This is a genomic window from Actinophytocola sp. NPDC049390, from assembly GCF_044466355.1.
In the GTDB taxonomy this organism is placed as follows: Bacteria; Actinomycetota; Actinomycetes; order Mycobacteriales; family Pseudonocardiaceae; genus Actinophytocola.
In genome coordinates this window covers 36,772-63,394 of the sequence record NZ_JBITMQ010000012.1, presented here as the reverse complement: position 1 = coordinate 63,394, position 26,623 = coordinate 36,772, and the positions used below count along the sequence as shown (strand labels likewise).

At 73.3% G+C, this 26,623-nt stretch carries 15 protein-coding genes; 6 read left to right on the top strand and 9 right to left on the bottom strand.

Annotated features, from left to right (window positions below; genetic code table 11):
- The first annotated feature begins 6 nt into the window (after window positions 1-6).
- The 3 genes from ACIBVP_RS30025 (at window position 7) to ACIBVP_RS30015 (ending at window position 3,569) form a co-directional block, all read left to right on the top strand.
- Window positions 7-1,194 (top strand): sensor histidine kinase, encoded by a 1,188-nt coding sequence (locus ACIBVP_RS30025; protein WP_396109730.1) that lies wholly within the window; start codon window positions 7-9, stop codon window positions 1,192-1,194.
- Entirely contained in the window at window positions 1,191-1,874 is a 684-nt protein-coding gene (locus ACIBVP_RS30020; RefSeq protein WP_396109729.1) for a response regulator, read from the top strand. Before ACIBVP_RS30025 ends, ACIBVP_RS30020 begins: the two co-directional genes overlap by 4 nt.
- Before the next feature lie 138 nt (window positions 1,875-2,012).
- Window positions 2,013-3,569, top strand: coding sequence for an alpha/beta hydrolase (locus ACIBVP_RS30015; RefSeq protein WP_396109728.1), 1,557 nt, complete (start codon window positions 2,013-2,015; stop codon window positions 3,567-3,569).
- A 13-nt stretch (window positions 3,570-3,582) separates the two neighbouring features.
- On the opposite strand, the gene ACIBVP_RS30010 is transcribed toward ACIBVP_RS30015, so the two are convergent.
- Genes ACIBVP_RS30010 through ACIBVP_RS29995 form a run of 4 tightly spaced genes read right to left on the bottom strand, consistent with a single transcriptional unit; the run spans window position 3,583 to window position 9,976 of the window.
- Window positions 3,583-5,679, bottom strand: a complete 2,097-nt coding sequence (locus ACIBVP_RS30010; RefSeq protein ID WP_396109727.1) for a DUF3488 and DUF4129 domain-containing transglutaminase family protein — start codon at window positions 5,677-5,679, stop codon at window positions 3,583-3,585.
- Window positions 5,676-6,818: a DUF58 domain-containing protein gene (locus tag ACIBVP_RS30005; RefSeq protein WP_396109726.1), complete on the bottom strand. Its 1,143-nt coding sequence runs from the start codon at window positions 6,816-6,818 to the stop codon at window positions 5,676-5,678. The genes ACIBVP_RS30010 and ACIBVP_RS30005 overlap by 4 nt, the downstream gene beginning before the upstream one ends.
- A 6-nt stretch (window positions 6,819-6,824) precedes the next feature.
- Window positions 6,825-7,778: an AAA family ATPase gene (locus tag ACIBVP_RS30000; protein WP_396109725.1), complete on the bottom strand. Its 954-nt coding sequence runs from the start codon at window positions 7,776-7,778 to the stop codon at window positions 6,825-6,827.
- On the bottom strand, window positions 7,775-9,976 hold the full coding sequence (locus ACIBVP_RS29995) for a fibronectin type III domain-containing protein (protein WP_396109724.1): 2,202 nt from the start codon (window positions 9,974-9,976) through the stop codon (window positions 7,775-7,777). The genes ACIBVP_RS30000 and ACIBVP_RS29995 overlap by 4 nt, the downstream gene beginning before the upstream one ends.
- A gap of 283 nt (window positions 9,977-10,259) precedes the next feature.
- Here ACIBVP_RS29995 and ACIBVP_RS29990 point away from each other — a divergent pair, with 283 nt between their 5' ends.
- On the top strand, window positions 10,260-11,546 hold the full coding sequence (locus tag ACIBVP_RS29990; RefSeq protein WP_396109723.1) for a hypothetical protein: 1,287 nt from the start codon (window positions 10,260-10,262) through the stop codon (window positions 11,544-11,546).
- A gap of 493 nt (window positions 11,547-12,039) precedes the next feature.
- On the opposite strand, the gene ACIBVP_RS29985 is transcribed toward ACIBVP_RS29990, so the two are convergent.
- From ACIBVP_RS29985 to ACIBVP_RS29975, 3 genes are read right to left on the bottom strand one after another with little or no spacing between them, the layout of a single operon-like run.
- Entirely contained in the window at window positions 12,040-12,705 is a 666-nt protein-coding gene (locus ACIBVP_RS29985) for a response regulator (RefSeq protein ID WP_396109722.1), read from the bottom strand.
- Window positions 12,706-12,726: 21 nt separating this feature from the next.
- The gene (locus ACIBVP_RS29980; RefSeq protein ID WP_396109721.1) at window positions 12,727-14,361 is read right to left on the bottom strand and encodes a right-handed parallel beta-helix repeat-containing protein; all 1,635 of its coding nucleotides are present in this window, start codon (window positions 14,359-14,361) and stop codon (window positions 12,727-12,729) included.
- Window positions 14,361-15,758, bottom strand: a complete 1,398-nt coding sequence (locus tag ACIBVP_RS29975) for a BTAD domain-containing putative transcriptional regulator (RefSeq protein ID WP_396109720.1) — start codon at window positions 15,756-15,758, stop codon at window positions 14,361-14,363. Before ACIBVP_RS29975 ends, ACIBVP_RS29980 begins: the two co-directional genes overlap by 1 nt.
- A gap of 33 nt (window positions 15,759-15,791) precedes the next feature.
- On the opposite strand from ACIBVP_RS29975, the gene ACIBVP_RS29970 reads away from it, so the two are divergent.
- Entirely contained in the window at window positions 15,792-16,454 is a 663-nt protein-coding gene (locus tag ACIBVP_RS29970; RefSeq protein ID WP_396109719.1) for a response regulator transcription factor, read from the top strand.
- Window positions 16,451-17,701: a sensor histidine kinase gene (locus tag ACIBVP_RS29965; RefSeq protein ID WP_396109718.1), complete on the top strand. Its 1,251-nt coding sequence runs from the start codon at window positions 16,451-16,453 to the stop codon at window positions 17,699-17,701. The genes ACIBVP_RS29970 and ACIBVP_RS29965 overlap by 4 nt, the downstream gene beginning before the upstream one ends.
- Here ACIBVP_RS29965 and ACIBVP_RS29960 read toward each other — a convergent pair.
- Both ACIBVP_RS29960 and ACIBVP_RS29955 read right to left on the bottom strand, forming a co-directional pair.
- Complete coding sequence (locus tag ACIBVP_RS29960) at window positions 17,688-18,104, bottom strand: hypothetical protein (protein ID WP_396109717.1); 417 nt, start codon at window positions 18,102-18,104, stop codon at window positions 17,688-17,690. The two genes, ACIBVP_RS29965 and ACIBVP_RS29960, sit on opposite strands and share 14 nt — an antisense overlap.
- Entirely contained in the window at window positions 18,031-26,619 is an 8,589-nt protein-coding gene (locus ACIBVP_RS29955; protein ID WP_396109716.1) for a toxin glutamine deamidase domain-containing protein, read from the bottom strand. The genes ACIBVP_RS29960 and ACIBVP_RS29955 overlap by 74 nt, the downstream gene beginning before the upstream one ends.
- Between the last annotated feature and the right edge of the window lie 4 nt (window positions 26,620-26,623).

Sequence of the window (26,623 nt, the reverse complement as noted above, 5' to 3'; positions counted from 1 at the left end):
CACCGCATGTCCCGCCCCAGCACCACGCGCAGTGCCGCGGTCGATGCCTGGCGGGTCCGCTCGCCGGCGACGAAGGACGGCGTGCTGGCGGCGGTGGTGACCGTGCTGGCGTTCGTGCCGACCCTCGCGCACCTCGGGCCGGAGATCGGTGACCTCCCCCGGCCCGGCACCGGCACGTCCGGCGGGGCGACCGGCGTGGTCCTGACCGTGGCCATGTGCCTGCCGCTGGCGGTGCGCACCCGCCTGCCCGGCCTGTGCCTGTCGGTCACGGCGGTCGCGTTCGCGCTCGGTCAGGTGCTGGGTTACCCGGACACGTTCGGCAAGGTGGGGCTGCTCCTCGCGTTGTACGCCGCGGGCGCCCATCTGGCGCGGTTCCGGCGGGCGCTGGCCACCGTGCTGACCGCCGGGTACGCGGCGCTCGCCCTGGTACTGCACAACCTCGGTTCACCGCAGGGGTTTCCGGATTTTCTCGCGTTCGGTCTGGTGTTGGTGGTGATCTGGATGGCCGGTACCGGCATGCGTCGATGGCGCCGGGACGAGGCCGAACGCAGAGCGCTGGCGGCCGAGGTGGCCGCCGCCGCCGAGCGTGCGCGCATCGCCCGGGATCTGCACGACGTCGTCACCCACCACGTGACCGCGATGGTGGTCCAGGCCGACGCGGCCCAGTTCCTGCTCGACAGCGCACCGGCACGAGCCGGTGACGGGCTCAGCGCCATCAGCGACACCGGCCGACGGGCACTGACCGAACTGCGGACCCTGCTCGGCGTTCTCGAGGCGACCGGCGAGCCCACGACAGCGGACCGGGCACCGGCCCTTGGCAAGGTCGCCGATCTGGTCGAGCAGGCGAGGCTGGCGGGTCAGCCCGTCGAATGGACCGAGCAGGGCGAGCAGCGGCCGCGCTCGGTCGACGTGGAACTGGCCGCCTACCGCGTGGTGCAGGAAGCGCTCACCAACGCCCTCAAACACGCGACCGGAAACGCGACGAACGTCCTGGTCCGCCACGAGGAGGACCACATCGAGGTCGAGGTGACCACGACCGGTCCCGCGGTCGGCACGCCGGTGACACCGTCCGGTGGCCGAGGGCTGACCGGGTTGCGGCAACGGGTGCTGATGCTCGGCGGAGACCTGGTTTCCGGCCACGTCCCGGAACGCGGTTTCCGGGTGTGGGCCATGATCCCGGGTAGTGCGAGGTGACCGCGCCGATCCGGGTGCTGATCTGCGAGGACCAGGAGCTCGTGCGCACCGGCTACGTCACCGTCTTCTCCGCGTACCCCGACATGGCGGTCGTCGGCGAGGCCGCGGACGGCCGGGAAGCGGTGGCAGCGGCCCGTCGGCTACGCCCCGACGTCGTCGTGATGGACATCCGCATGCCTGTCCTGGACGGCATCGAGGCGACTCGCCTGCTCGCCGGTCCCGGCGTGGAGGCACCGTCGAAGGTACTGGTAGTCACCACCTTCAACGTCGACAGGTACGTCTACGACGCGCTCCGCGCGGGCGCCAGCGGATTTCTCCTCAAGGACACGCCACCCGCACGACTGGTCGACGGCGTCCGCACGATCGCCCGCGGCGAGTCGCTCCTCGCACCCGCGGTGACCCGTGACCTGATCGGCCACTTCGCCGAACGGCTCCGCCCCGCCGACACCACGAGTCCGGCACGGGACCACGTCGTGCGGACGCTGGCGCGCCGCGAACTCGAGGTGCTCGAACAACTCGCCGCCGGCCTGTCCAATGCCGAGATCGCCGAGAAACTGGTCATCTCGCTCGAAACCGTGAAGACCTACGTGTCCCGCATCCTCACCAAGCTGGACCTCCGGGACCGCGTACAAGCGGTCGTCCTCGCCTACCAGACCGGACTGGTAACCCCCACGGACTGACGCTTGTCCCTCGGAAGAGCTACCGGATCTGTCCGCGTCAGGGCGACGTCCGGCCTCGCCCCTCCTCGATAACTTCGCCCCGTCAACGCACACGACCGGCGGAAACGTTCTGGCCGCGTCGGAATCGGAGGGTGGGCGATGAGTGGGAAACGACGCCATGGCCGGTATGTCACGGCACTGGCCACGGCACTGTGTGTGGTCGGCGCGACCGGGTGCGACGCCGCCTACGAGGAAGACCGGGCCCCGGCCGCGGCACACGCGCCGGACCCTGCCATCACGTGGGGATCGTGCCCGGAACCAGCGCCGGGAGTGACCCGCGATCCCCGGCTGACCTGCGGGACGGTGGCGGTCCCGCTGGACTACGACAGGCCCGGCGGGGAGTCGATCGAGGTGACGGTGTCCCGGCTCGCCGCCGCCGACACCGAGAAGCGGCACGGAGTTCTGCTGCTGAACCCGGGCGGCCCCGCGCTGCCGGGGCTGGACATGCCCGGCGCGATGGCGCCGACGCTGCCGAAGTCCATTCTGGACGGTTACGACCTGATCGGCTTCGACCCGCGCGGCGTCGGGCACAGCACACCGCAAAGCTGCGGCTTCGATGCCACCGAAGCGGGCGGCCCCTTCCCCTATCCAGCCGCTGACGGCTCGATCGACGCGAACGTCGACGCCGCCCGCACCCAGGCCGAGCAGTGCGCCGACACGGCTCCGAACCTGCGGTTCTTCACCACCGCCAACGCCGCTCGCGACCTCGACCGCGTTCGCGCGGCACTCGGCGAGGAGAAGATCTCCTACTGGGGCCAGTCCTACGGCACCTACCTCGGCACCGTCTACAGCTCGCTGTACCCGGACCGGACCGACCGCGTGATCCTCGAGGGCAACGTCGACCCCACCAAGGTGTGGGCGGGCGAGGCGGCGGGCTGGGGCAAGGCCATGGCCGAACGATTCCCCGACGCCGCCACCGTCGCGGCCGCCCAGAACGACACCCTCGGCCTCGGCGGCACGGCCGACGAGGTCACCAGGACCTACCTCGCGCTCGCCGACCGGCTCGACCGCGAGCCCGCGCCGGTTCCCGGCACACCGCACGCCCTGAACGGCGCGGTGCTCCGCGACGTCACGTACTCGTTGCTGCTGCGGAACGACACGCTGCCGGTACTCGCACAGTTCTGGCGGGCCGCCACGAACCTGGCCGACGGCAACCTCACCGACGCCGACGCCGCGGTGCTCGACCAGGTGTTCGCCGAGGCGCCGCCCGCCCCGGGCGTCCCCCGGGACAACCAGGCCACCATGTTCCTGGCCATCACCTGTGGTGACGCCGAGTGGTCCCGCGATGTCGACGAGTACGCCACCCGCGTCGCCGCCGACCGCGCGACCTGGCCGCTCACGGCGGGCATGCCCGCCAACATCCGGGCGTGCGCCTTCTGGGAGCCGCCTGTCGAGGACCCGGTGACCGTGACCGACGACGGCCCCCGGACCATCATGGTCCTGCAGAACCGCCGCGATCACGCCACACCGTGGGAATCCGCGGTCGAGCTGCGCGACGTCCTCGGTGACCGCGCCGCCCTCGTCGGCGTCGACAACGGCGGGCACTACGTCTACAACGCGGGTTCGGCGTGCGCTGACGAGGCGGTCGTCGATTTCCTGGAGACGGGTCACCTGCCGGACGAGGACGTCAACTGCACCGACGCCGCGCCACGGTGACGGGCAGGTGGCCCTAGCGCGGCCGGATCAGCACGCGTGGGTTGACCGCCGCACGGAGGCGTGCGCGGGCGGGCCGGGCCGCCATGCCGCGGCGCACCTCCGCCACCCGTTGCCACGCCTGCCGTGCGTGCCCGTCGGCCACGTCGACCCCGGACCACAGCGCCATGTCCACGACCCGGCCCAGCTCACGGATCGCCCGGCCGGTGTCGTGGCCCGCCACACCGGCCGTCACCGCGGCGAGGTCGCGGGGTGTCATGCCGACCCGGAACGCCACGCCGTGGCCCCGCAACCGGTCGCACACCTCGGCCCACGCGCCCAGCACCCCGGCCGTACCGGCTCTGGCCCTGCGCCGCCGCGCCCGCACCGCCGTCGCCAGCGGCACCCCGAGCAGCCACGCGACCAGCGGCACACCCGCCACCACGGCGGTGACGACGAGCCAGCTCACCCCGCCCGACGAGTCCGGCTCGGCGGCGGTGTCGGCACGCTCGTCCTCCGGCAGCACGGGCGGACGCAGGTCCCGCTCGGGCGGGAGTTGTCGCCGCGCCTGGTCGACCGCCGCGCCCAGGCCGGTCCGGGCGGCGGCGCCCGCCGACGCGGCGGACTCGGTGGGGTCGAGCGGGATCCAGCCCACGCCGCGCACCGCCACCTCCGGCCACGCGAGCACGTCGCGGTTGCGCACCACGTGCTCGGCGCCGTCGGACTCGGTGCCGCCGCGGAAACCCACGGCCAGCCGTGCCGGGATGCCGTTCATCCGCGCCAGCACCACGTACGCGGCGGCGAACTGCTCGCTCGTGCCGCGTTTGGTCTCGACGAGGAACCGGCGCAGCTGCGACCAGCCGTGCCCGGTCGGCAGGTCGTCACCGACGGCCAGCCGGTAGTTCGACCGCAGGAACCGGTCCAGCTGCAGCGCGGACTGGAACGTCGGCCGCAGCCCGGCGACCGCGTCCTTCGCCAGCCGGTCGACCTCCGGTGGCACCACGCCGACGTCGCCGAGGCCGCCGCGCGCCCGCGCGTCGACCGGCGCGGCGCCGAGCGTGGCGGCGTCCACCTCGGGTTCCGCCCATGTCAGCCGGTACTCCCCCGCGCCGGTGTCGGCGTCGCGCAGCAGCACGCCGGTGTTCTCGTCGACCAGCGGCGCGAGCCCGTCCACGTCCAGCGGGATCGCCTGGCTGGGCAGCCACGGCCCGGAAAGGTCGGTGCCGAGCACGACCTCCGCGGTGCTCGTCGTGGTGCCGGCCGGGGTGGCGATCTCGCTGCCGAGCCTGCTGGGCCGGACGTCCGAGGAGAACCCGGCGCCGTCGAACCCGTCGAGTACCGCGAGCCGCCACAGCGCGACCGGTTCGCCCGCGCGGTACCGGAACACCTCGGTGTCCGGTGTGGACAGACGGTGCGCGATCTGCTGGAGGGGACTGGTGGTCCGCGTCTCCCGCATCGGCGCGAGCCTGCCGTCCTTGAGGCTCACCGGGCCGCGGTCGAGCGGGTCGGCGCCCGCGACCGCGAGTGTGCCGACGAGCGTGGCGACCACGGTCAGCACTATCGGCCACGCGTCCGAGATGGACCGCCGGGTGCGGCCGCCCCACACGAGCACCGCCGCGCACGCGCCGTACCCGGCCGCGGCGAGCACGGCTGTCATGCCGTCGAACGCGTGGTACGCCTGGGAAAGCCCGGCCAGTGCGAGGCTCGGCAGCAACGCGACCAGTGGCCGGGCGAGCAGCTCGACGCCGAGCACCGTGGCCGCCAACACCGCCAGCGGCACGAACAGCAGCTGTTCCGGCACCGGCCGGGCGGGCCACGTCGACTGCAGCGTGAGGAGCCAGCCGTCGGTGGCGCCGTGCCACAGCAGCCGGAACGTCTCCGCCGTCGGCAACCCGGCCACGGTGGTGGGGAACAGCACCACCTCGACGACCACGAGCAGCCCGGCCAGCGCCACCAGCAACGGGCGCGCCCCGGCGAGCCGTGGCCACCGGGCGGCCGCCTCGACGCACACGTACCCCGCGGCGACGACCGCGAGCACCGGTGCGAGCAGCGGCCCGAGCCCGAACACCGGCGCGAACAACAGCCCCGACACCGCGGTGGCGCCGAGCAGCCCGAGGACCGCGACCCTGTTCATCGGCCCGCCCGCAGGACGTTCCACGCGGCCGCGGCCGACTCCGCGTTCGGCGCGGTGACCACGCCGCCGCCTGATCGGCCCGCGGCGCCGAGCCGGAACACCGTGTCCGGCCGCCACACCGCGGCCCGGCCGAGGTCGGCGCCCGGCCCGGTGACCACGACCAGCGAACCGGCGGGCCGGCGAGCCGCCAGCTCGGCGGGCACCAGCGGCCCGCCCGAGATCCCGGCGTCCTGGGTGACCAGGCACAGCTCGTCCAGCAGCGCCTGTGCCCCCGCGAGACCGTTGTCGGTCGCGACGTTCGTGCCGGAGGACGTGATCAGCCTGCACCGCTGTCCCGCCTGCGCACCCGCGTACAGGAGCGACGTGGCGACCTCGACGGCGTCCTCGAACGCGGCGGCGGCGAGCACGTCGGCGCGGGTGTCCAGCACGATCGTCACACCGGCCATCGCCGGGTCGGTGTACTCGCGCACCATGAGCACCCCGGTCTTGGCGGTGGACCGCCAGTGCAGCAGGCGGACCTCGTCGCCGCGGACGTACTCGCGCACCGCGACGAGGTCGTTCGAGCCGCGCAGCGGCGGTTCGGTGGTCGCCCCGTCGTAGTGGTGGCGCGGGAACGCGATCTCCGCGGGGCGGACCGCGTGCCTGCGTGGGTGGATCAGCACGGTGGTGGTGGCACCGACGGTCCTGGTGGTACGCACCAGGCCGAACGGGTCGGACCGGTCGAGCACCAGCGGGCCAACCCGCAGGCGGCCGCGCCGCCCGGTCGGCAGCTCGTAGTGGTAGGTGGCCTCCGCGCCCGGTGCGAGCGGCCGGACCCGCAGCCGGTGCTCGGTGTCCCCGGCCCGGTCGACGGCAGAGAACCCGCCGTGCCCGCGCCCGGTTCCGTTGCGCACCACCAGGGTCGCGAGCGCGGGCGTGCCGCGCTCGACGCGGTCCGGGTGGACGGTCCTCGTGACGTCGGCGCGCGGCCGGGACATCGCCACGACCACGGCCGCGACCACGGCGCCGAACGCGAACCCGGCCAGCGCGCGGAACAGGGCGTAGTCGGCCAGCTCGCCGAGCACGTAGCAGCCGGCGGCGCCGAGCAGCACGACGACGCCGCGGCGGGTCAGCCCGCGCCCGCCACGGAACCCAGGCATGTCCCGCTACCTCCCCGCGACAGCCGTCGGCGCGGGCACCTCGCGGAGCAGTTCCGCCACGACCTGGCTGACCTGCCGACGGGCGAGTTCCGCCTCCGGGGTGAGCACGAGCCGGTGGCCGAGCACCGGCTGCGCCACGTCCTTGACGTCGTCGGGGATCACGTAGTTCCGGCCGTGGGTGGCCGCGAGTCCTTGTGCCGCACGGACGAGCGCGATGCTGCCGCGGGGGCTCGCGCCGTACCGGACGGCCTGGTGCGCGCGGGTCGCCGCGGCCAGCCGCACCGCGTAGGAGCCGATCTCCGACGCCACGCGGAACTGGCGCACCTCCTTGATCACCTGCTGGAGGTCCACGACGGACAGCACGGCGGGCAGGTCGTCCGGGCTGACCTCGGCGCAGTCGGACATCACGACCATCAGCTCCGCGTCGTGGTCGGGGTAGCCGACCCGCAGCCGCATCAGGAACCGGTCCAGCTGCGCCTCCGGCAGGCGGTAGGTGCCCTCCAGCTCGATCGGGTTCTGGGTCGCCACCACCAGGAACGGCCGCGGGACCGGGTGGGAGGTGGCGTCGACGGTCACCCGCCGCTCGGCCATCACCTCCAGCAGCGCCGCCTGCGTCTTCGGGGTGCCGCGGTTGATCTCGTCCGCCAGCACCACGTTCGCGAAGATCCCGCCGGGGTGGAACCGGAACTCGCCGGTGTTCTGGTGGTACACCATCACGCCGGTGACGTCGCCGGGCAGCAGGTCCGGGGTGAACTGGATCCGGTTCCACTTGCCGCCGATGCTCGCCGCGACGCACCTCGCGAGCGTGGTCTTGCCGACGCCGGGCACGTCCTCGATCAGCAGGTGCCCCTCGGCGAACAGCGCGGCCACCGCGAGCCGCACGAGCTCCGGCTTGCCCCGCATCACCGTCTGCACGTTGTCCGCGATCCGCTGGTACGCGGCACCGGGTGTCGGGGTCATCGCGTGCGCTCCTCTCGTCGGCGCCGGTTGGTCCACCAGTGGCTCGCGGCCAGGACACCCGGCCCGAGCCACAGGACGACGCCACCGCCACCCCCTGCGGGTTCTGGCGTGCCGAGCCACGACACGGGCACGCTCGCGAAGCCGGACGTGGTCGACGCGGTGACCGACACCTGGACCGCGCCGGTCGCCGGGTTCGCCGTCACCCCGGGCACGGTCAACGTGGTGGTGCCCGAGCACGGTCCGCTGGCGTTCCCGCCGCCGACGACGCTCACCTCGCACGTCGGGGTCGACTCGGCGGTCACGTCGACGGTGACGGCCAGCCGGTCGCCCCCGGCCACCACCCACGCCACCCGCGTGATCTTCACGCTGGGGAAGTCGACCGGGTTCGGGACGGTGGCCGACCCGGGCTCGCCGGTGACCGTCCGCGAACCGAACCTGGTCACCGCGCGCACCGTGACGGTGGCCCCGGAGTTGGCGAAGCTGGTCAGCGTGAGGCTGGGTTCCGCCGTGGTCTGGTCGGCCTGACCGGTCACGCTGACCACGTAGTGCACGAGCGTGCCGCCGTACAGCTCCGGCCGGTTCCATGTCACGGGCTGGAGGCCGAACTGGGCGGGGATGTTCACCGCAGGTGCCGCGGCCGCGCGCAACGGGATCACCGCCGCCGCGCTGACCGCCGGTCCCCGGCCCGCCGAGTTCTCCGCCGCCACGGCGATCGCGTACGCGGTGCCGTTGGCCAGCCCGGTCACGGTCGCCTGCCCGGCCGAACCGGCCACCCGCGTCGACCCGCCCGGCCACGACAGGTGGTACGCGGTGACCGGGGCGCCGTTGTCGGCGGCCGCGCGCCACCGCACGGTGGCCGACCGGTGTCCCGCCACGGCCGACACCGCACCCGGCGCACCGGGTGGGGTGGCCGAGGCGACCACCGGCGGTGGCGTGTCGGCGGGCGGCTCGTCGGCCGGGGTGCGTTCGCGGCGCGGCTCCTCCCGCTGCTTTCGCGGTTCGTCGGCGGGCCGTTCCGTGCTGGGCGGGCCCTGCGGCAGCGCCTGGGAGTCCGGCTCCTCCTCGCTCGCCCCGGGCTCCTCGCCGGACTCGGGATCGTCGACGACCACCGGCACGTCCAGCACCGAGCCGTCGGAGCCGTCCACCACGAGCACGTGCGACCCGTCGGGGCTGTCCACGTAGATCCGGTCGTCCTCACCGGACACCAGGCGCGGCTCACCCTCCTTGTCCGGCAGCCGCGTGGTCTCCCGGTGCTCGCCGGTGCTGTCGTAGGTCAGCAGCTCGTTGCCGGCCGTGTTCACCACCGCGACCACGTCGGCCGCCGCGACCGGGCCGACGAACTCGCCGTCGGCGGGCAGCTCCACCTCGACCGGCGCGGACTCCGGGCGGCCGTCGAGACCGGCCGTGTCCACCAGGTGCATGGTGCCGTGCTCGGTGTCCAGCAGCGCCAGCCGACCCCCTGCGTCGGATGCCGCGACCCGCGCCGAAGCCGGCGCGTCGAACCCGAGCGGCCGGGTGGTGCCCAGACCGTCGTCGTGGACGAGGCTCACGGTGTCTGCGGTCGTGTCGACCAGTGCCGCCCGGTCGCCGACGACGGTGAGCCTGCCCTGGTGCCGCTGTTCCACCCGTGCCGGGCAGGACAGCCGGGTGGCGCCGCGCGGCAGCGTGCACAGCGCGCCGGTGTCGATGCGGTGCAGCCACACGGTCCCGTCGCGGGTGGCGACCGGGTCGGTCACCGGCCCGCCCGCGGCGACCGTGGCCATCGGGTCACCGAGACGCACGACCTGGCCCGCGTTGCGGTACACCAGGTACGGGCCGCCCGCGACCTCCAGCACCACGGGCCGTTCGGCGGCCGGCGCGTCGACGGCGTCCTCGACGTGCAGCGTCGAGGAGTCGAAGATCGTGATGCGCTTCCGCTCCACCACGAAACCCGACCCGTCGCCCTGCGCCACCTGGCTGTCCTGCTCCGCCCCCGGGACGCTCACCCGCGCGTCGACCTGACCGGTCGAACCGTCCACGTGGTACGCCGACTCGTCGGCCACGTGGTACACCCAGTGGCCGACCGGGATGAACTCGACCGCCTGTGACGCGGGCGCCTCCCGGAACACGGCGACGCCGAGCAGTCCGAGACAGCCCACGATCACGGCCGTGATCGTCAACCGGCGGTGCCGCGCACCACCGCGCCGCTCCTCACCCATGACACCATCCCTGGCTCACCCTCGTGCACGCCCCGAGCCCCCTGTGCGACTCCACGCCACCAACCCACACCGGCACGAGGACACGGACAAGGTCACGGGGAGCGGCCATTTATGGCCGCCGGTCGTGACCTGGGGAAACGGGTACGGGCACACGGGGCCTGCCTGATGGGGACCACGCTAGCCACGGCGGGTACATCGCGGATACACGAGCCGCGCGCGGCGCCGCCGGGACGTGCGAACCTCGCACCGACCGGCCAGCAGCACGCGCTCGAGGAGGTGCCCGGTGACAGGACAGGCAGCCGTGCCACCACCGCGGCGGCAGGCATCGCGGGAACAGGCCGAGCCCGGGCCGGTGGCACCGCCACGCACCGCGATCGCGCCGCCCGCCGCCGCACCCTCGGTGCTGCGAGCCGTGTCAGTGGTACCGGTCGCGGCGGCGGTGGCCGGCCCGCCCCCGCCCGCCGCCGCGACCGCCCCGCCGTCCCCCGCCCCGCCGCCGCTCCGCGTCCCGGCCGCCGTGCGGCCGTCCGCGCCACCCCGGCCCGCGGCGCGGCGGCCGAGACGGGTGGTGCTCCCGATCGTCGTCGGCGAACTGGTGCTCGTGCTGGTGCTGCTCACGCTCGACCGGTCATGGCCCGCGATCGCGGGCGTGGCCTGCGCCGGTGGCGTGCTCGGCGCGTTCGCGGCGGTCCGGGTGCGGGGGCGGTTGCTGTGCCAGTGGGTGGTGGTGGCGGGCCGGTTCCTGTTCCGGGAACGGGTCGCCGACCTGCCCGGCGAACACGTGGGCGCGGCGCTGCTGCGGTTGCTGCGGCCCGGTGCGCGGTGCGCGCACACCATGATCGGGGACGCGCGGGCGTTCGTCGTCAGCGACGCGGCCGGGGTCGCGACCGTGCTGCGGCCCGAGTCGGGTCCGCCCGTGCCGGCCCCGCGTGACCTGCTGCCGGACGCCGACAAGGCGCTCGCCTACGCGGTGCAGGTGGTGCACCACGCGAGTGTCGACCGGTCACAGCCGCCGAGGGTGTGGCTCACGTTGCAGGCGCTGCGCACGGCCGAGGTGTGGACCGACGACGACGTGCGGGCGGCGCTCGCCAACGTGGTGCGGCGGGTGCGGCGGCGGGCCGGGTTGCCGTTGCGGATGTTGACCGAGGAGGAGACGCTTCGCTCGTACGCGGCGCTCGCGCACGTCAACCTTGGTCGTGGGCGGGTGCGGGAGGAGTGGTGGTCGTGGCACAGCGGTCCCATTCGGCAGGCGACGTTCGCTGTCGACGGCTGGGGGGATCTGGATCCGTCGGCTGCCGCTCGGCTCGTGCGGTGGTTGCTGGCCGCGGCGCCGGACACGGCGGTGACGTTGAGTTGTTCCGCGCATCATGATCCGGTTTCGCCGGTGGGGGTGCCGGTGGTGGCTGCCGTGTTGCGGGTCGCCACCAGTAAGCCGGAGGCGTTGGAGGCGGCTGTCGTCGACATGGCTCGGCTTGCCGACGAGGTCGGGGTGGTGCTTCGGCGGCTGGACGGGGTGCACGTTCGTGGGGTCGCCGCGACGCTTCCCGGTGGGGTGACTTCGTTGGCTTGACTCGTTGGGGGGTCGGCTCGTACGGGGGCTTTTGCCTCCGGCGGCGCTTGTCCGGGGCTCTTACCTCCGGCGGCGGCGCTTGTCCGGGGCTCTTGCCTCCGGCGGCGCTTGTCCGGGGCTTTTACCTCCGGCGGCGGCGCTTGTCCGGGGCTCTTGCCTCCGGCGGCTCCTCGCCGGAGGGGCAGGTCTCCAGGATGGCCTGGGGGTTTCGAGGTTTTCTTGCGTTGGGTGCGGGTCTGCCTGCCATCCCGTCGACCTCACTTCGTGCTATCACGCCGCGCCGAGGGACCCCAGCTTGGCAACGTGGTGCCTTTGGCTTTTTGGGGTCCCTCGGCGCGGCGTGATCGGGCGTTGCCAGGTCGACGGGATGGCAGGGAGCCCCTTGTGGTCGGCTTTCGCCTTGGTGGGGCTTGTCTTTTGGGCATGATCGACGTTTTGGGAGTGTTGTGCTCGTATGTGAGCGTGGATCTCCCATTGTGGTGATCTTGGGGCGTTAGCGGGGTGGTGTAATCGCGTAGCCGATGCCTCTTACTGTGTGGATCAGGGGTGGGTCGCGTAGTTTGCGGCGTAGGCCTCTTACTGTTTGGGCCAGTACGTTCAGTTCCGGGTCCGCCATCTCGTCCCAGCCGTACGCGAACAGTTCGCGGTGGCTCACCGGTCTGCCCACGGTTGTCATCAGGCGTTCCAGGACCAGGAGTTCCTTGCGGGTCAACGTGAGCACCACGCCCGCGCGGGTGACGTGGTGGCGGGCCGCGTCCAGTTCCAGGTCCGCGCAGCGCAACACCGATGGGCGGTCCTGTCGCACGCGGCGGCACAGGCTTCGTACCCGTGCTACGAGTTCTGCCGCGGCGAACGGTTTCACCAGGTAGTCGTCGCCGCCCTGGCGCAGGCCTGCCAGCCTGTCCGCTTCGCTGTCCCGGGCGGTCAGGAACAGGACCGGCACCTGCCAGCCCTGGGCGCGGCGGTGTCCCACGTAGCGCAGTGAGTCGCCGGACGGGAGCATGCGGTCGAAGACCACGCAGTCGTAGCTGTTGACCCACAGCGCCTCGTCCGCGGCGGGCAGGTCGGGGGCGGTGTCCACCGCGAACCCGGCGGCCCGCAGCACGGCGACCACCCCGTCCCGCACCCCAGCGTCGTCCTCGACCACCATCACCCGCACACGGACAACGTTAAGCGATCATCACCGGCCGATCACCGCCAGCACGTCGGCCAGCTCCAGTGCGCGCATCTCGTCCACCGTCGGCATGCGGCCGATGCCGCGCAACCGCCCCGACTGGGCCGTGCGCATCCCCTCGAACAGCCTGCGCGCGTCCCGGGCGTTGCCGAAGTGCGGGTCGGTCGCGATGCGTGCGAAGTGGGTGCTCAGCACCTCGTGTGACGACGTGCGGTCCAGGTCGTAGCCGCCGCCCTTCGCCATCAGCGCGAGGATGTCGACCATCTGGTCCGGGTCGTAGTTCTCGAACTCGACGGTCTTGCCGAACCGGGACGCGAGGCCGGGGTTGGCCGTCATGAACTCGGCGATCTCGTCGGTGTACCCGGCGACGATCACCGCCACCGCGTCGCGGTGGTCCTCCATCAGCTTCACGAGCATGTCGACGGCCTCCTGGCCGAAGTCGCCGCCCGCGGCGCCCTGCCTGGTCAGCGTGTACGCCTCGTCGATGAACAGCACCCCGCCCATGGCCTGCTCGAACACCTGCGCCGTCTTCTCCGCGGTGTGCCCGATGTACTGGCCGACCAGGTCCCGGCGGGACACCTCGCGGAACTCACCGTTCGGCAGCACACCGAGCGCCTTGAGGAGCCTGCCGTACACGCGGGCCACGGTCGTCTTGCCGGTGCCCGGCGCGCCCGTGAACACCAGGTGGTGGCTGGCGCCGCCGACCGGCAGCCCCGCCTTGCGCCGCCAGTCGTTGACGGCCAGCTCGTCCACCAGCGCACGCACCTCCGCCTTCACGGTCGGCAGGCCGATCATGGCGTCCAGGTCGGACAGCAGGTCGTCCAGTCCCTGCCCGAGCTGGGTGGCCGCCTTGTGGTCCTCGACGACCTCGGTGGTCGCGCCGTCCGCGATCGCGAGGGCCGGTTCGGCGGTGTTCTCGAGCCGGTGCCCCGACACCGTGCCGCCGCAGCCGGGGCCGAACGCGATCCCGGCGCCCCGCACGTCGTGCACCGAGCAGCGCCGCACCTCCGGGGAGCTGTGGTGGGCCACCGCGATCCCCTCCGCGCCGGTGTTCGACACCTCGCAGCCCTCGATCACCGGCCGGGAGTACTGGTAGACGTAGACGCCCCGCAGCCCGCACGCGTCCACCACGCAGTCACGGATCTCGGGCGTCGCGCCGACACCGACCAGCACGCCGTCGCCGGTCACCTCGCTGATCGTGGTGTCGGCCAGCAACCCCGGCGCGCTCTCGATGATCACGCCCTGCTCCGCGTCGGTGATGGTGCAGCCGGTCACCGCGAACCCGGCCGTGCCGCGCACGCTGATCGCCGGGCCGCGCCCGCCGGTGACGACGCAGCGGTCGATGGTCAGCTCGACGTCCGTCGCGTCGACCGCGCCGGCGGCCGCGACCAGTTCGATGCCGCGCAGGGTGAGCGCGCCGTGTCGGGCCACCACCAGCGGACCCGCGGCGCCGCTGCCGTCGAGCACCACCTCCGCGCCCTCGGCGGCGACCAGCGACACCCGCCTGCCGGTCAGCTCGATCGTCTCCGGGTAGACGCCCGCGGCGATGGCGATCACCGCGTCGTCGCCCGCGTCCGCGAGCGCGTGCGCGATGGTCGGGTACGCGCCGGGCCGCGCCGCGACCGGCAGGGTGCGGCTCATCAGCTCGCCACCAGCAGCCAGCCGCGGTCGACCGCCTTGGCACCGGCCTGGAAGCGGCTGCGCGCGCCGAGCCGGTTCATGATGTCGGCGACCGTGCGGCGCACCGTCCGCACCGAGATGCCCAGCTTCGCGCCCGCCGAGCCGTCGGTGTACCCGGCCCACAGCAGGGCGAGCAGGTCGCGTTCCCGTGTGGTCAGGCCGCCGTACTCGGGTTCCTCGTCGAGGTCGACCGGGTTGAGCACCACCGCGGCCGACCACATCCGCTCGAACAGCTCGACCGTCGCGCCGACCGCGCTGGGCAGCCGCAGCACGGCCACCCCGTCACCGTCCACACCGGACGCGTCGACCGGCAGCAGCGCGACCGACCCGTCGATCACCACGACCTCCATGGGCACGGTGTTGTCGGTACGCACCAGCGCACCGGCCAGCGCGAGCCCCGTCACCTTGCCGGACAGCCGCTCGGCGTCCGGGAACACCGCGCGGTAGCGCACGCCGCGTTCGGCGTTGTCCTGGTGCAGCCTGCGGAACGCGCCGACCGGGCCGGTGTTCGCGCCGGAGCTGATGATCAGCACCTCGCGTTCCGCCGACGCGATCACCTGCTCGATGCTCTGCCTGCCCTCGGTGCCGCCGCGGTTCGCCCGCGGCGCGGGAGCCGGTCCGGCGTCGCGGCCCGCCGGGCCGAGCACCTCGCGCTGCGCGGCGACGAGCGCGGGCCCCGGTTCGACCCCGAGCTCGGCCACGATGATCCGCCTGGCCTGCTGGAACGCGGCCAGCGCCTGCGCGGGACGGCCCGCGGCGTGCAGCACGCGGACCAGCGTCGCCCACGTCCGCTCGCAGAACGGGTCGTCGTCGAGCAGCTCCCGCAGCACGGCGGTCGCGTCCGCGTACCGGTCCAGCGCCCGCCAGCAACCCGCGAGCAACGTGCGCAGCTCCCGCCGCTGCTCCGCGCGCAGGTCGGCCTCGGCCGCCGCCGCTGGCACCGTGAGCCGGTCGAACGGCACACCCCGCCAGTGCGTGAGCGCCTCGCTCAGGTACGCGGCGGCGTCGGTGTGGGCACCGGCGTCGAGCGCGTGCCGCGCGGCGGCGGCCAGTTCGTCGACGCGGTCGGTGTCCAGCTCGCCAGGCGCGACCACGACGCGGTACGCGCCTGCCCGGCTCTCGACCCGGTCGCCGAGCAGCTGCCGCAACCGCCACACGTAGCTGCGCAGGTTGCGCAGCGCCGACGCGGGCGCGGCCTTTCCATGCCAGATCGCGTCGATGAGATCGTCGATGTTGACCCAGCTGTTAGCGTGCAGCAGCAGCACCGCCAGCAGCGTGGTGGGCTTGCCGGCGTTCAGCTCGACCGGCTCGCCCTTCGCCGTGGTGACCTCGAGGGGTCCGAGTACGTGGAACCGCATGCCGCCACTCTGGACTGACGACATGAGGTATTTATGACACGCGTGATGGTGGTCGACGACGACGAGAACCTGCTGGTCGGGGTGGCCGCGACCCTGCACGCGGCAGGCATGGCGGTGGACACCGCGGCGAGCATCGCCGACGCGCACGAGGCACTGCGCGCAGGCGGGCACGACTGCGTGGTGTTCGACCGGATGCTGCCGGACGGGGACGCGATCGCCTACGTCCACATGCGACGCAGAGAGGGATGGGGGGTGCCGGTGCTGTTCCTCACCGCCCGGGACGCGCCAGCCGACCGGGTGGCCGGGTTCGAGCACGGCGGCGACGACTACCTCGTCAAGCCGTTCTCGTCGGCGGAGCTGACCGCGCGGGTGCAGAACCTGTGCCGCCGGGCGGGCGGGCGACCGTCGGTGCTGCGGCTCGCCGACCTCGAGATGGACTGCGCCCGCCGCGAGGTGCGCCGTGCCGGGATCCTGTTGTCGTTGACCGGCAAGGAGTTCGCGGTGCTCGAGTACCTGCTGACGCTGGTGGAGCAGGTGGTGTCCCGCAGCGACCTGCTCGACCACTGCTGGGAGAGCGACACCGAGCTGACGCCCAACGCGGTCGACGCGGTGGTGAAACGCCTGCGCCGCAAGCTGGGCACGCCCGAGCTGATCCACACGGTCCACGGCCGCGGCTTCCTGCTGGGCGCCCGGTGACGGGGTCGGCCGCCGCCCGGTTGCGGCGACTGCGGTGGATGCTGACGGCGGTCGTCACCGCGGCGAACATGCTGGGGCTCATCGGGTTCGCGTGGTACCTGATCAGCGACGACGCCGACCAGGGCGTGGCCGCGGTCGACGCGGAGCTGCACCGGGTGACCACCGGCGTGAGCAGGCTCGTCTCGTTCGACGGCACCATCGACTTCAGCTACGTCAACGGCGACGAGCTGGACAAGGGCTGTCCCCAGTTCGCGATCATGCCGGGCGGCGCGCCCGCGTTCCGGTCGCACCTGTCGCAGCGGGCGTGCGTGGCCGTGGAGACCCGTGTGCTCAGCGGTCTCGCGACCACCGCGGTCCGCTCGGGCGCCACGACCACCGGCTACCAGCGCGGCGCGAACGGTGAGCTGGTCCGGGTTCGGGTGGAGCCGCTGTACGCACCGGACCGCACCGCGATCGGCGCGATCGTGGCGGTCGCCGACATGGGCCCGCAGCAGGAGGAACACGACCGTCTCGTGTGGTGGGTCGTCGGCGCGCTGGTGGTGCTCGTCGGGGTGCTGGGCGCGGGCGCGCACGTGCTGTCCGGCCGGGTGATCCGGCCGTCCGCCGACGCGTTGCAGCAGCAGGAGGTGCTGCTCGCCGAGACCGCGCACGACCTGCGCACGCCGGTGGCGGCGTTGCGGTCGCTGGCGGAGGGCGCGCAGGCGAACCCGGCACGCGCCCCCGAGCTGGTGCCGCGTGTGGTCGGGCTGTCCGCGCGGATGGGCGGGATCATCGACGGCCTGCTGGTGCGGGCGCGGCTCGCCGCCGGGGTGGAACGGCTCGCGATCCAGCCGGTGTGGCTGGACCAGCTGGTGACCACCGTCGTCGAGGAGACCCCGGACCACGGCGCGCACGTCACGGTCGTCGCCGCGCCGACGATGGTGCACGCCGACCCCGGGCTGTTGCAGCGCGCGATCAGCAACCTGCTCGACAACGCGATCAAGTACGGCCACCAGCCGGGCGTGTCGGCGGTCGTGCACATCACGGTCGCGGGCGGCACGGTCACGGTCGCCGACCACGGCCCCGGCATCGACGCGGCGGCCGCGGCGGAGACCTTCGACCGGTTCACCAGCACGGGCGGCTCGTCGGGTCTCGGCCTGTCGATCGTGCGCTGGGTGGCCCAGGCACACGGCGGCAGGCTGTCGGTCTACAACGCCGACGAGGGCGGCGCGATCTTCGAGCTGACCCTGCCGGTCAGCGGATCGTGACGCGCTGCCAGGGCGGCAGGTCCACCCACGCACCACCGGTGGAGTAGGCGAGGCTGTAGGTGTAGGTCCCGGGCTCGGCGAGGTCCCGCCGGAACGTGATCTCCGTCGGCGTGGTCCCGAGCGCGACGTCCTCCCGTCGCGGGAAGTCGTGGTCGCGGCCCGCCTCGTCCCGCACCCGGACGACCAGCGCGGGCAGCACGACCGCCCGGTCCGCGCTGATCGTCGCGTGCGCGGTCACCATGTCCGGCACGGGACCGGCCTGGTCCATGGTCAGCTCGCCGACGATGGTGACCTCCCCGGTGGCCCAGCCGACCGGCACCAGGTCCGGCTCACCGACCTCGACGACCACCACCACCGCCGTCAGCACCAGCACCGCGGCCAGGGCCATCCACAGTGGACGCAACGTTCTCCCTCCCCTGTTCGTCCGCCTGGCCGACGGTAGCGCGGGGCTTCTCGTCCGGCGACGGGATCGACACACCGTTGTCGCGCGGTACCACACCATCGGCGAGCATCACGACCACCGCCAACGCCGCCATGGCGTCGCGCACCTCGGTGGGCGGGGCGTCCGGCCGGCCGAGCAGGTCGGCCAGTCTCCGGAACTCGGGCGTGCCGGTGACGTCGTGCCCGGCGGACTCCCGCAGCAGGACCACGGCCAACTCGGCCATGTCCCTCGCGATCGCGAGGTCGGTGTGGTCCGGCTCCGGCAGCTCCTCCTCGTCCCACTGGTCGGAGAAGGCACGGATGGCAGGCAACGGGTCGGGGGCCGCCGCGTTGGCCGGTGGGGGAAGGTGCCTGCCGGGGTTGATCACGGCCGCGATCCTGCCGAGCCCTTCGGGCACGCTGTGCGGGTTCGCGGGCGCCGTCAGCCCGGGTGCGGCCCGGTCGGTCAGCAGGCTGCCCGCGACGCCGTCGCGGGCGACCGCGCCCACCCGCTGCCCGACCGCACGGGCGGCCGCGCTCGCCCTGCCCCTGGTGTGGCTCACCGCGCCCATGGGCAGCCGTTCCGCGCCGTGCTCGCCGTTGTCCTCGGTGATCAGCACCGCCAGGCTGTCGAACAGCGCGCGGCCGGGCGTCCGCGCCCCCGGCCCGGTCGTCGAGACGTCACCGCCGAGCGCCGCGAGGTCGGCGGGTGCGCCGGTCCGCGCGTCGAGGAAGTGCACCGTGCCACCGACGTTGACCGCGTTGATCAGGTGCCCGGGCACGGCGACACCGTTGTCGTCCTTCTGCCGCACGTGCACGATCGCCCGGCTGCCCGCGCCGAGTCCGGTCAGCCGCTCGACGACGTCGTTGACCGTGCCGACCGTCTGGAACCGTTGGCCCGGCACCCCGGCCGCCGCGGCGACCCGGTCGTCCCAGGCCGTGTTGCCCGCGTGCGTCGTGAGGTCCGCTGGGGCCTGGTAGGGCACGCCCGGGTGCCGGAAGTGCCGGTCCAGGGTCACGGCGGCGGCCTGCCCGTTCGTGCCCGCGGGCAGCACGGGCAGGCCGGTGAACGGAACCCCGTCGGTGCCGCCGCCTTCGAACAGCGCCGCCGTCGGGATCGGGGCCGTGATCCCGTCGATCTCGTTGTACTTCCGGATCGCGGCGATCAGTTCGTCGCGGACGACCCGCTCCGCCCGTTCCTGGCCGCGGTGCGCGACACCGCTGACCCGGATCCACTTCTCCACCTTGCCGTCGATGCCGTGCAACGCGACCACACGGTCCTCGAGGGTCCTGGCCAGCTCGACCGGTGGCGTGTGCCTGGTGGCCGGGTCGTCCGCCAGCGCACGCACCTGGTCGACGAGCGCCCAGTAGGCCCGGTCCCGTGCGGCGCGGATCTCGCCGGCCGCCGGGTCGTCGTACCTCGGGTCGCCGACGACACCGCGGTCCCACCGCGTGTCGCTCCGCACGTCCTGCCAGAACGCGGCGAACGCTTCCTGTCTCGTCGTGCGCATGCCGACCGCCGCGGCCCTGGCGAGGTCGGTCTTGGTGCCGCCGGCGGCCAGTTCCTTCCCGGTGGTGATCCGGTCGGCGACGGCGTCGAGGGCCGGGCCGAGCGCTCCCGCGGCGTAGAACCAGGGGAGGTTGTGGAGCCCGAACGCGCCGTCCATGACGATGGCGACGCTCAGCGACAGCAGGCCGACAGCCGCGAGCAGCGTCGGCCACCTCGCGGACGGCAGCCCCGACGGATGGCTGGGGTCGGTCTGGAGTGGCGTGCTCTCGGGCATGGGAGGCGCCGGTTCCCCGCGGATGTTGGCGAGGATGGCGTCCAGGTTCGCCTTGTCGAGTTCCGCCTCCGTCGCGAGCTCGTTGGCCTTGCGCCTGGCCCGCTCGTCCTGACCCGCGCCGAACACGGCGTGCGCGACGGTCGGGTTCCACACGAGGAGTGCGGCGACCAGCGCCGAGCGAAATCCGCCGTTCTCCCACTGCCTGCTCAGCTCGTCGGCGATGACGTTGCGGTCCACGTCGTGTTCCGGCGCTCGCGGCTGGAGGATCCTGCCGAGCTGCGCGGCGGCGCTGTCGGAGTACAGCCACCCGAGCCAGGTCGGCGCGCCGACCGTGGCGGCGGCCTTCTCCAGGTCCCTCCTGACCGCGGCGACGTAGTCCGTCTCCTCGTCGACGCTCGCGGGCGCACGACCGGACCGGATGTCGTTCAGCCTCGCCAGCTGAGCGTTCTGCCTCGCCCCCTTCCACGCGATGATGACCTGCCGCTTGTAGGCGTCGAGGAACGGCCCGAGCAGGTTCTGGACCGTCAGGCTCAGGAGCATCCCGGCGACCGCGTAGAACAGGTTCGGCAGGTCGACGACCTGACTGGCGATCAGCACCAGTCCGATCGCCGACGTCGCGGCGAGCGTGCCGACCCCCCGGCGCAGCCCGTAGACGCGGCGGAGCTGGTGCCCGCCGAGGTCCACGGGCGTGGTGCCGTCGCGGGCGACGACGTGCTCGTCGAACGCGTTGGCCGGGTTCCGCGCCAGCACGAACTCCCGCAGGATCCTGAGCGAGTCGTTCGTGGTGGCGTCGGCCGTGAGCTGCTCATGACGCTCGCCGAAGTAGTCGTCGGTCGCCAGGTCCTCACGCATGGCCACCCACCGGTCGAACAACGCGTGCGCCAGGGCGCGCGCCACCGACGCCGACACCACGGTCAGCGCCACCGCGCCGGGCACCAACGCCGTGGTGAACGCGAGTCCGATCATGAGCGCGGCGACGGGCACTTCGGACAGGAGGGCCTTGAACAGGTAGCTCCTGACGCGCAGCTGCCCGTCGATCGCGACGGTGTGCCGTTCCACCACCGTCCGCACCCGCGTGGGCAACACGTCCACGTCGGCGGACTTGCCCTTCTGGTCCGGGTCGAGCCCCATCTCCGTGACGAGGGCCCTGAGCTGTGCCCGGACCGGGCGCAGCAACGGGTCCTGCCGCAGCAGGTGGTCGCAGGCCAGCAGCTGGGCGGCGTTCATCCTGTCGCGCACGCTCAACAGCGGATCGCCGCTCGTCTTGCCCCGGACGAGGACGTCGTCGGTCGCGAGGCCGTCGCCGGCCCGGTCCGCCTCGGCTTCCGCGAGCGCCGCGGCGACCAGCAGCGGCACCGCGGTGGGCCTGGCCCGGCTGGACACGACGATCCGGACGTCACCCCGGAAGTCCGTGGTGTGCCGCGCCGCCACCGTGTCGCCGAGGTCGGCGACCTCGACGGTCGCAACGAAGTTGTCGTGCTGCCCCTCGCCGTAGTGGATCCGGTATGCCCCGCTGTCGCCGGGCAGCGGGGTGACGGCCCGCATCCCGGCGATCCGGTCGGCGCCCCGCAACACGGCCTGCCCGATCCCGCGGAGCCGCGCCGAGTGCCGCTCGGGGAGGAAGACCCTGGACAGCAGCGGCATCGCCTCGGGCGCGGCGATCTCACCGGCGGGACGGTCGTCCGCGTTCCCATCCGCGTTCCCATCCGCGGGATCGGGTCCGGCATCACCCGGAGGCGGGCCCTCCTCGGGCGGACCGGTCGGCGGTGGCGGGTCATTCGGCGGGTCGCCGTCGTCGTTCTTGTTCGGTGCGGGCGGGATCTCCCCGGACAGCGCGCTGAACGTGTCGAAGCCGTCGTAGCGCAGCACCATGTCCGCGCCGTCGGCGACGAGTGCGTCCGCGACCACGTGGCGGTCGCCGGGGCGGGGGAACACGGTCTGGCGGCGCACCCGTTCCCGCTCCGCGACCGTCATCTCGTCGTTCGTCAGCAGGACGATGAGCACGCCGTCGGCCGGCATGGCCGCGCGGTGGTCGCCGAACTGGCCGGAGATGCCCTGGTACTGGTCGTCCCCCACCGAGAACGCGTGGTAGTCCTTGACCTCGATCCGGACCTCGCGGCCGTCCGGGAGGGTCGCCGCGATGTCGGCGTCCGGGTCCTTGCCCACGCGCACACCGGTGACGTCGAGATCCGTGAGGCCCAGCTCGTCGCGCAGGTGCTGCGGCATCTCGATGAGCGCGAGCGCCGCGTCGGCCTCGGAGAACAGGCCCAGCAACGTCTTCGCGCTTCTGCTCAGGGCGTGCTCCGACATCACGCCGTCGTTCCCCCACAGGTGGAGGTCGACGTTGCTCATGACCCCGTCGAGCGTCTTCCTGGCCTCGGAGACGTCGACGTCGTGCCCGGCAAGCTGTTCCAGCTTGCGGTGCACGACGCCGGCCTCCTGGACGAGGGTCCGGCCTGCGGGGGTCGCGCCCGCCCGCGCCGGAGTGATCGGGTCGGCCGGGTTGCCCTTGGCCGCGGTCGTCAATGTGGGTCGGGCGGCGACCCTGGCGACCTGGACGCAGAACGTGTCCAGCTGCGTCGTGGTCATCGCCGCGAGCCGCTCGGCGAGGTCCGCCGCGGCGATCTCGGTACCGGTCACCGACGCGGCGATGTTCGCCAGGTATCCCGCGATCAGGTCGCGGCTCAGCTTCCGGGGCAGTGTCCCGATCGTGCCGGCGGTGTCGGCCCGCCCCCGGGCGACGAGCACCGCGGCGACGTCGTCCACCGGCGGCAGCCCGACGACGGTCTCGGCAGGCGACAACCCGTGCTCGTCGAGGTACTCCCGCAGTTCCTTGGCGGGCCCGGGAAGGAGCGCCTTGATCTGTCCGATGTGGCCGTGGGAGTCGGCCGGGTCGGTCCGCGCGACCTCGATGGCGGTTTCGCTCGCGACGGAACCGGGGGCGTCCTCGGCGATCTCGCGGACGGTGTTCATGACGTCGGCGGGCAGGTCACGTGCCCGCGCGAGGATGTCCGCCTTCACGTCGGCGGTCAGGTCCCTCGACTTGACGACCTGGTAGATCGCCCCGCGGACCTGCCCGGTCGGTGTTCCGGCGAACACGTCGCTGACCGCGTCACGGGCGTCCTGCGACAGCGCGGACCAGTTCGCCGCGGAGATCCCCCTGGGTGGCGTGCCCGCCGGTTCGGGCCGCGCGGTGGCGCGGAACGACCGCACCCCGACCTCGGCGAGGCGGGCGTCGAGCGCCGCGGGGTCGTCCGCCGCCAGTGCGGCGAACTCGACCACCAGACCGGTCGTGTTCACGTGCCTGGCGAGTTCGAGCGCCACCCTGAACGCCGTGCTGCCCGGCACTCGCACGGCGAGTTCGGCCAGCACGCGGAGGGCGTCGGGCCCCAGGCGCGTCCGCACGTCGCCGATCTCGGCGCGGACCGGGCCGGGCAGGCCGTACCAGATGTCCGAGCCGATCCCGATGGGCCGCACCTCCGCCGGGAACGTGTGGACCAGGTGCCACGCGCCGTCGGGTGACCGGTGTTCCAGCACGACACCGGTGCCGGACGCGCGCAGCCGGTGGTCCGTCGCGAGGTCCCCGAGCAGCGTGTCGTGCGCACGGTTGAGAGCCCCGTGGAACAGCGCGTTCACCACCCGGTCCGCCGCGTTGTCCCGGATGGTGCGGTAGTCGTCCCACGCGGCCCGCTCGGCGGTCCGCAGCTTCTCGACGATGGCGTCGATGGCACCGTCCCGCTGCGCCTCCCGGCGGGCCCGGCTCGCCTGGCGCGCGGCCACGAGCGCCGTGTAGACGGGTTTCGCCGCCTCGTCGGCGACAGGGCCGTCCTGGAACGGCCTGACGTGGAAGGTGTGTGCCGCCTGGTCCGCCGCGCTCGCGAGCCCGTTCGCGATGCCGTCGAGCGTGGTCCGGTCCGGCGCCGGGACGTCGGCGCGTGCGGAAGGCGTGGTCGCGCCGCCCGCGTCCTGCTCCGCCGTCGTTTCCGGGCCGCCGGCCCCTGCCGACGCCTCCGTCTCGTCGGGAGCGGACCCGTCCGGTCCCGAGCCGGAAGCGGTGGTTTCGGTCTCCTCGCGGGCGTCGTCCGGCGTCTCGTCGCCTTCCGGGGGTGCCGGCGACGGCCGCCCGAGTTTCGCGAGAAGGCTGTTCAGCGCCGTGGCTCCTGGCCGGTCGAACGCCTCCCAGATCCGGCGGGCCAGCGAGTTGGCGCGCCTGGGGTGCCTTCTGGCGAGTTCGATGGCGGTCGCGTAGGCGAGTGAGCCGTGCCCCTTCTCGGCCAGGTTGATCAGCGACCGCAGTCCGTCGGCGGGCTGGAACCGGTCCGCGTACCGCACCACCTCCAGCTTGACCTCGTTCGGCACGTTCAGCCCCGCGAGCCTGGCCACCTGCTCCTTCAACACCCCCATCTGCTCGTGGGTCAGAGCGGGTGGGTTGGCGAGGAGCGTGTGGATCGCGTCCCGCACGTCCTGCGACAGGCTCCGCCACACGTCCGGCGCGATGCCGTCGGGAGCGGCGCCGAACCCCGGGGTGCCCGGCCGCCCAGCGGTGGCGACTGGCGCGGCCTCGGTCGGCGCCGACGACTCCTCGTCGGCCTGGGTCGCCGGTGCGGTCCCGTTCCCGCGCAGGACGGCGTTCCGGAGCCGCCGGATGCCGTCGTTGGCGGAGGCGCGGTTCCTCCTGGCCATCTCCATGGCCCCGTCGACGGCGCCGGGGGCCCGCTCGGCGATGTCGGTCAGCGCGTTCAGCACGGCGTCCGGACGGCTGTTCGCCATCGCCATGATCTCCAGCTTGGTGGTGTCCGCCACCGGCGTGCCCACCAGCCGGGCCACGGTGTTCCGCACCACCTGCGAGGTCTCCTGGCGCGCGAACAGTTCCGTGACCGCGTCCCGGACCTGTGGTGGCATCCCCTGCCACGCCGACGCCGTGATCTCGACGGGCCCGCCGTCTCGCGGACGTGTCCCGGGTTCCGGCGTGACGTCCTCGGCAGCCTCGGTCGTCGCCGGGGGTTCCCCGGCGGCCGAGGTGTCCGTCCCACCCTTCCGCCCGCGGGCATGGTGCGTCGCATGACCTGTCTGGGTCGTCGCGGGCGGAGGTGACGCCACACCGGCGGCGGCATCGGTCTGACCGCCGGTGTCGGACGACTGTGCGGGGCCCGTCGACTCGGCGTCGGCTGCGAGAGTCGTGTGCCGCTGGCCCTGTTGCTCGCCCTGTCGCTGTTGTTCGGAGTCCTGGTGCTGGGTGGTCTGCTGGCCGGTGGTGTCCCCGGTGTGCTCGGCAGACCGCTCACCGGTCCCCGGTTGACCGTTCGTGCCGTCCGCCTGTTCACCGGCACTGTCGTTCCCGGCGGTTCCGGCCGGGTCGGTGGTCTCCGTGTCCACTTCGGAGGCCGGTGCGTCCAGTGTGGACGAACTCCTGGCCGGACCGGCGTCGTGGCCCCCACCGGGCGCCGTGGCCCTGCCGGGGGCACTCGCACGCGCCGACCCGTCGCCGCCCGAGGTGGTCCCGGTCGTCCCGGGGTTTCCCGCACCGACCGCACCCAGGCTGCCCGATGTGCCCTGCAGTCCCGACGTCCCGCTCGCACCGTCGCCGGTCAGACCGCTGTCGGCCGCTCCCGAGGAACCGGCCGACACGGTCGCGTCCGGCGCCGCCGCGGACGGCGGGTTGGGCGGCGGGTTCGGCGGCGGGCCGTCCGGGCCGAACCGGTCCAGCAGCCCCATCTGCACGTCGGCGTTCGCGGGCATGTGCGGGAGGCTGCCCACCTGCCCGGCCAGCACGTTCCCGTTGGCCCGCAACACACCGCTCCGGAAGGCGTCGTCGCCGTTCTCCAGGATCGACCTGCCGTACACGCCCAGGTCGGTGCTGATGCCGTTGCCTTCGACGATGTCGTGGGCCATGACGCCCGCCACCGGTGACGTGCCCGCGTTCAGCACGCCACCCCCGACCGCCGCACGGACGTGCTTGCTGACGTCGCCCGTCAACGTCGGCGCGACCCTGTTGACCACCTTTCCCGGCACGTGCGCGAGCCCGCCGCCGATGACCCCGGCGAGCACGTCGGTCTTCAGTTGCGTGGAGTCGACCTCACCGGTCGCCAGCTTCTGGGAACCGTAGGAGATGACGCCCTCTTCGACGCCCTCCTCCACGACGTCCTTGCCGAAGTTCACGACCGGCTTGGCGACGGCGGCGCCCTTCAGCGCGACGGTCTTCACGGCGGACCGGGTCCCCGCGCTGATCCCGAGGGAGGCCGCTCTCTTCGCCAGCATCCCCATCACCTGCGCGCCGACCTTGCGGGCGAACGCCCCCGCCAGCGCACCGGCCATCGAACCGGCGCCGGTGAAGATGAGCGCGTACGACGCCGCGTTGATGATCATCTCCAGGCGGACGGCCCATCGCTGCTGTTCGATCTGCTCGGCGTAGCGGTAACAGAAGTCCTTCAGTTCCCGGCAGTTGCCTGCCAGGCCACCGATGCCGTTGCCGAAGGCGAGCAGGCTCACGTGGAACTGGTAGCCCACACTGTCCGACCACGCCAGGAAGATGTCCTTCGCCGACTGGACGATGCCGTCGGCCACGGTCTGCAGCGCGTCCCCGGCCCTGCCCCACGCGTCACCACAGGCGCGGGCGTCCGCCGGTTCGTCCGGTGGCCACATGTCGTCGCTGCTGAAGAAGTCACAGACGTCGTCGAACAGCCGTCCGGCCCAGCCACCGACGTCGAAGCCCATCGGC